Source organism: Dyella sp. C11 (genome assembly GCF_003121485.1).
GTDB lineage: Bacteria > Pseudomonadota > Gammaproteobacteria > Xanthomonadales > Rhodanobacteraceae > Dyella.
In genome coordinates this window covers 1-4,522 of record NZ_QAVX01000043.1, presented here as the reverse complement: position 1 = coordinate 4,522, position 4,522 = coordinate 1, and the positions used below count along the sequence as shown (strand labels likewise).

Genomic DNA, 4,522 nt, shown 5'->3' with positions numbered 1-4,522 from the left:
TTTCCCCAAAGGCACTGACCTGTCAGGCATCTCGCAAGCTAAGCTTGATGCTGTTGCACGACAGCTCAATGAGCGGCCGCGCCAAACGTTGGACTTCGATACGCCGGCCGAACGATTCCAGCAATGTGTTGCGTTGACCGGCTGAAGTCGCAGTCGAAAGCGGACGATCCATCTAGCGTGCCATGAAGCACCCGACAGCGTCGCCCCGGACATTAAAAGTGACCGGAGGTTTGCCCGAGTACGCGAGTACAAAGTCCCCTTGGGCGGGATCGAAATAGAGCTCGCACCCCTCCCGATCATCGGCGACGAGGACGCAGGGCCGCATCTCACACCCGGCCGTGCCGGTCACTTGCCCATACGAATCCTGGATTCTTATGTCGCGCCAAGTGGGTGGAACGAGTGCGGCTCGCATCTGAGCCAACTGGACGTCCACCCATTCTTGCGGCAACGGCTGGCCAACAGCTTCGGGGTGAATGTCGTAGACGTAGTTTTCAATCTGGCTTTCGACAGCGGCGCGCAGCGCAACCAAGTCCATTTTCCCCCTCCTTTCTTAGGTCCGCATCGGGTCGAAATCGGACCTTAGCGTCAATTCTGTTGCCCGCTAGTGTTGCTGTATTTGAACCCACCAAAGGCCGTAGGCGAATATGTAAAGGATTAGAAGTAGAGCCTGTAGCCCCAAGGGTGTTCTGTGTACCTCAGGACGCCGCCCCGCGCAAAGACATCGACCTTCCTTGAATAGATGCTCGCCAGGAGCACTTGCAGGGCAAGAAGAATCAGCGTCAGTCCAACCTTGAATCCCGCTGACGTCGCGCCAAGCAAAGTCCACGATAGACCCATTGTCCCTAACCCAGCCAACAGAGATACATAGAGAACTATCTTCGTTAGACGCGACATTTTTTTTTTTGCCTCTATTGGGCGTCCGCTTTGCGTCCCCGTCGCGCTGTCTCATTCGCCAAGCAAAGAAGAAAATGATTGCCATGCCCACTAGACATTCGCTCATAAGTATCGCGAAGACGAAATAGTCGCTGTCCATGGGCTTCGGCTCACCGGTTATCGCCGTATAGATATCGAGTTGCCCAAAGACGAGCCCGAGCACGACGCTCAAGAATATGGCGAGAAGACCCAGTTTTCCCTTGAGGCTCCCCGTCGCCCTTGGTAAAGCAGCGCCGTAGCCGGCGACCGCAAGAACCAGTAGAGCGCCTAGGCCAAGCACCCACAGACGCGCAGACAACATGCTTTCCCCTTCTGATGGCCATCCCCAGCCAGGTACTGCTCGTTCATTTTATGTCCGCCGCGTGGCGGCAGCGAACACGTGAATACCGCACTACCATCGCCAATGCACGCACCAACGCAGCAGATCGCAACCTCGATCACGACATGCCGCAGGAGGACATCCCATGCCCCAGGACGAGACGATCCACGGTTCGTGCCGCTGCGGCGCGGTTGAGTGGCGCTTCAGCGGCATGCCTGAGTCGGCGACGGTGTGCAATTGCTCGGCGTGTCACCGCTATGGCGCGCTGTGGGCGTATGACTATGAAGGGGAGGGCATCTGCGTTTCGGGCCCGACCCAAACCTACACGCAGGGAAAGTGGGTCGTGTTTCATTTTTGCCCCGTCTGCGGTTGCGTGGCGTACTGGCGGGGCTTGAAGGACAGCGAGGGTGGGCGGCGCCCCATGGGTGTCAACTTGCGGTTGGCCGACCTGGAAAGCGTTGCGCAGATAGCCGTTGTCCGTCACGACGGACTCGACACCACGGACGACCTGCCGAAAGACGGTCGATGTGTCGTTGACTATTGGTACTGAATCGCGCTCTCCAAGATGAGCAGCGTTGATGGATTCGCCAGTTGTCTTGCGCTGCTTTCTGTTGCGCTGGGTGTGGCGCACCGCAGACAACACAGTGCGCCACAGGGGCGATCAACAGGCTCGCGAAAACCTCACATCGACAGGTGGCCGGCGGGTGCTCCCAACCGATAGCGCCATGCGCAGCTTGCGCTAGCCGTGCTAGTCGGCCTCGTGCTCACGGTGATCCGCCCGTCTCTGCACGCATGTGGTGGTGTTGCATGCAGAGTCACACGTGGCCGTCCGTCGACAACGTGGTTGTCACCTAAGCGGGTCGTGAGTGCGGGAGGCGCGGTGTCGCGCGGGCGCTGTGTCAGGTTCGCCCTATGCGAACTGTCGGGGATGGAAGTGAGGCAGTCGTCGTGCGGGAAAGACGCGCGTACGCGTGCCGTATGATCCAGCGTAGCCATGGTCAACTCTCTGTTAGTTGGTGATGGTCAGCGGGTCGTATGGGCTGCAACCCATGCGACCCGCGCTACTCACAGCATTGCTGCTGCCGCTGCTCGCAAACCCCGTCCGAAGACCCCGCGAGCAACGCGACGACCGTAACAAAGGTCGCTCATCCGAGATGTAGGGATTCATCGCCAAGCGACGCGATCCGTTGGTGCGTTCCGAAGTGGCGCATCGGTTCGCGCGCCTGTGGGAACGACACGCGCTCAAGGGCTGACCCCGCGCCAGCCTGTGCATTGCCTGCGTCGATCTTTTTCGCCCGGGTAATATTGATTTAGCGAATTATACCCGGGTATATTGCGACCCTTCCCGCAGGCTTGCCGCCTCGACAAGGAGTCCAAGACATGACGCCACCCGATCCCAACCCCTGCTATCTGGAGCCCACCCAGGCATCCGGCCGTGCCTTCGTGATGCGGCAGATGGCGGGGAGCGTTTTGATGCTCAACCTGTTGCGCTTTCGCGAGGTGGCCGACTACGCCGCCACGCCCGAACTGGCGCCCGCGTCGCCCATCTCCGGCGAAGCTGCTTTCCAGCGATACATCGAACACACGTTGCCCTATCTGCACGAGTCCGGCGGACGCATCGAATTCCTGGGGAAGGGCGGTGAATTCCTGATTGGTCCGCCCGGCGAGCATTGGGACATGGCCATGCTTATTCGCCAGCACAGCGTTCATGCCTTCCTGGCTTTTGCATCGCACGCGCCGTACCTGGCCGGGTTGGGGCATCGCACGGCAGCCGTGATCGATTCACGCCTGCTGCCCTTGTCTGACGTGACATCGCAGTTGGCCGGGGCTGCTCGATGAATGCCAGACACGAGACGAGCGTGAAGGACCCCATGCGCGCACAGCCACGCAGCGTTCGCCTGTTGAATCGCCACTGGGCATGGCTCGATGCGCAATCCACCAGCGCCAGCGCAGCCGTGCGCCTGTTGGTAGAGGAAGCACGCCGTGACAGGGACGGACGGTATCGCTCTGCCCAGGCCAAGGACGCCTGCTACTTCTACATGCGCGACATGGCCGGCGACCGCCCGCATTTCGAAGAAGCGGTGCGTGCGCTCTTCGCCAACGACGGAATGAAACTGCGTTGCCACATCGCGTCGTGGCCTGAGCAGGTGCGCGCTCACATCGCCCATTTGCTTGGCCCCGCGTGGTTCGGCGACGACAACACAGGAATGCCGTAATGGATCGCGCCACTCGCAAGGCACTCACGCAGCGCTACAAATTGACCCTGCCTCCGATGGGCATTTTCGCGATCCGCAACACCATCACCGGCAGGATGCTGATCGACCAGAGTGCCAACCTGACCGGCGCCATGAACCGGCACCTCACCGAGCTGAAACTCGGCACCCATCGCAACCAGGCATTGATGGACGACTGGCGCGCGCTGGGAGAAGCCAGCTTCACTTTCGACACGCTGCAACGCATTGACGAGCGCCCCGAACCCGACTTTGACTACAAGGCGGAAATGGCTCGCTTGCTGGAAGCGTGGCGCATACGGATTCCACCGGGATCGGCGCTGTCGTACGTGTGAGCGTGGTGTTGGGAAAGCTGCAAAGGAAACCGGGCAGGGTGTGCTTTTCTTTCTTGTTTCAGGAAAGAACAAGAGGAGAAGAAGTGCGCTCTGCTCCAGGCTTCTGTGCACATCCATGACGCACCCTGGTTGCAGCATCGTCTGCCTCGGATCGGAAGCTGAAGCCAAGGCGCCATGTCAACGTTCGAGCTACCACCGCACCAGCACGGCAGCGAAAGCCAGCACCAAACCGAGCAAGCCAACGAGGCGGCTACTCAGGCCGTTATCTCTTGCGGGCATGCTACGAAAGGCGCGATAGATATCAGGAATGGTTGCGCTGCGCTTGATGTTTGGAAGCAGACCAAAGGCTTCGTACCAGCCAAAGCAGAGCGCAGCACAGGCAAGCAGGTAAGACCGAGGCGGATCAAATAGCAGCAGAGCCAGAGGGCCAAGCACCAGCGCCATCGCTACACCCCGCACCTTATTCCGCGCGAAGCCGACTGTCCCTTTCATCCCCGCGCTCCTATTGGTTTCGACTCCAGCCACGGGTACCCGAGCTGGTCCGCTATGGGTTGCGACTTCAGCCGGTCAACGCAACACATTGCTGGAATCGTTCGGCCGGCGTATCGAAGTCCAACGTTTGGCGCGGCCGCTCATTGAGCTGTCGTGCAACAGCATCAAGCTTAGCTTGCGAGATGCCTGACAGGTCAGTGCCTTTGGGGAAA

Annotated in this window: 6 protein-coding genes and 2 pseudogenes; 5 read left to right on the top strand and 3 right to left on the bottom strand. The window is 59.9% G+C overall.

Annotated elements, in window-relative coordinates; translation table 11 throughout:
- Positions 1-145, top strand: a pseudogene (locus DK366_RS21020) (IS30 family transposase); the annotation flags it as partial.
- A gap of 27 nt (positions 146-172) precedes the next feature.
- On the opposite strand, the gene DK366_RS21015 reads toward DK366_RS21020, so the two are convergent.
- Positions 173-535, bottom strand: coding sequence for a hypothetical protein (locus DK366_RS21015; protein ID WP_109127511.1), 363 nt, complete (start codon positions 533-535; stop codon positions 173-175).
- 862 nt (positions 536-1,397) lie between these two features.
- On the opposite strand from DK366_RS21015, the gene DK366_RS21005 reads away from it, so the two are divergent.
- From DK366_RS21005 to DK366_RS20990, 4 genes are all read left to right on the top strand, one after another.
- Complete coding sequence (locus tag DK366_RS21005; protein WP_109127509.1) at positions 1,398-1,802, top strand: GFA family protein; 405 nt, start codon at positions 1,398-1,400, stop codon at positions 1,800-1,802.
- Positions 1,803-2,632: 830 nt separating this feature from the next.
- Entirely contained in the window at positions 2,633-3,091 is a 459-nt protein-coding gene (locus tag DK366_RS21000; protein WP_109127508.1) for a DUF1330 domain-containing protein, read from the top strand.
- The gene (locus DK366_RS20995) at positions 3,088-3,468 is read left to right on the top strand and encodes a DUF2239 family protein (RefSeq protein ID WP_109127507.1); all 381 of its coding nucleotides are present in this window, start codon (positions 3,088-3,090) and stop codon (positions 3,466-3,468) included. The genes DK366_RS21000 and DK366_RS20995 overlap by 4 nt, the downstream gene beginning before the upstream one ends.
- Positions 3,468-3,818 carry a GIY-YIG nuclease family protein gene (locus tag DK366_RS20990; RefSeq protein ID WP_109127506.1) on the top strand — a complete coding sequence of 117 codons (351 nt, stop codon included), beginning with the start codon at positions 3,468-3,470 and terminating at the stop codon, positions 3,816-3,818. The genes DK366_RS20995 and DK366_RS20990 overlap by 1 nt, the downstream gene beginning before the upstream one ends.
- Before the next feature lie 189 nt (positions 3,819-4,007).
- On the opposite strand, the gene DK366_RS20985 is transcribed toward DK366_RS20990, so the two are convergent.
- Together DK366_RS20985 and DK366_RS20980 are read right to left on the bottom strand one after the other, a co-directional pair.
- A complete protein-coding gene (locus tag DK366_RS20985) occupies positions 4,008-4,310 on the bottom strand; it encodes a hypothetical protein (RefSeq protein WP_109127505.1) in 303 nt (100 codons plus the stop codon).
- 67 nt (positions 4,311-4,377) lie between these two features.
- A pseudogene (locus tag DK366_RS20980) lies at positions 4,378-4,522 on the bottom strand (IS30 family transposase); the annotation flags it as partial.

Excerpts from the sequence above, each read along its gene's own strand:
- DK366_RS21015 (WP_109127511.1), bottom strand. The coding sequence starts at position 535 with ATGGACTTGGTTGCGCTGCGCGCCGCTGTCGAAAGCCAGATTGAAAAC.
- DK366_RS21005 (WP_109127509.1), top strand. The coding sequence starts at position 1,398 with ATGCCCCAGGACGAGACGATCCACGGTTCGTGCCGCTGCGGCGCGGTT.
- DK366_RS21000 (WP_109127508.1), top strand. The coding sequence starts at position 2,633 with ATGACGCCACCCGATCCCAACCCCTGCTATCTGGAGCCCACCCAGGCA.
- DK366_RS20995 (WP_109127507.1), top strand. The coding sequence starts at position 3,088 with ATGAATGCCAGACACGAGACGAGCGTGAAGGACCCCATGCGCGCACAG.
- DK366_RS20990 (WP_109127506.1), top strand. The coding sequence starts at position 3,468 with ATGGATCGCGCCACTCGCAAGGCACTCACGCAGCGCTACAAATTGACC.
- DK366_RS20985 (WP_109127505.1), bottom strand. The coding sequence starts at position 4,310 with ATGAAAGGGACAGTCGGCTTCGCGCGGAATAAGGTGCGGGGTGTAGCG.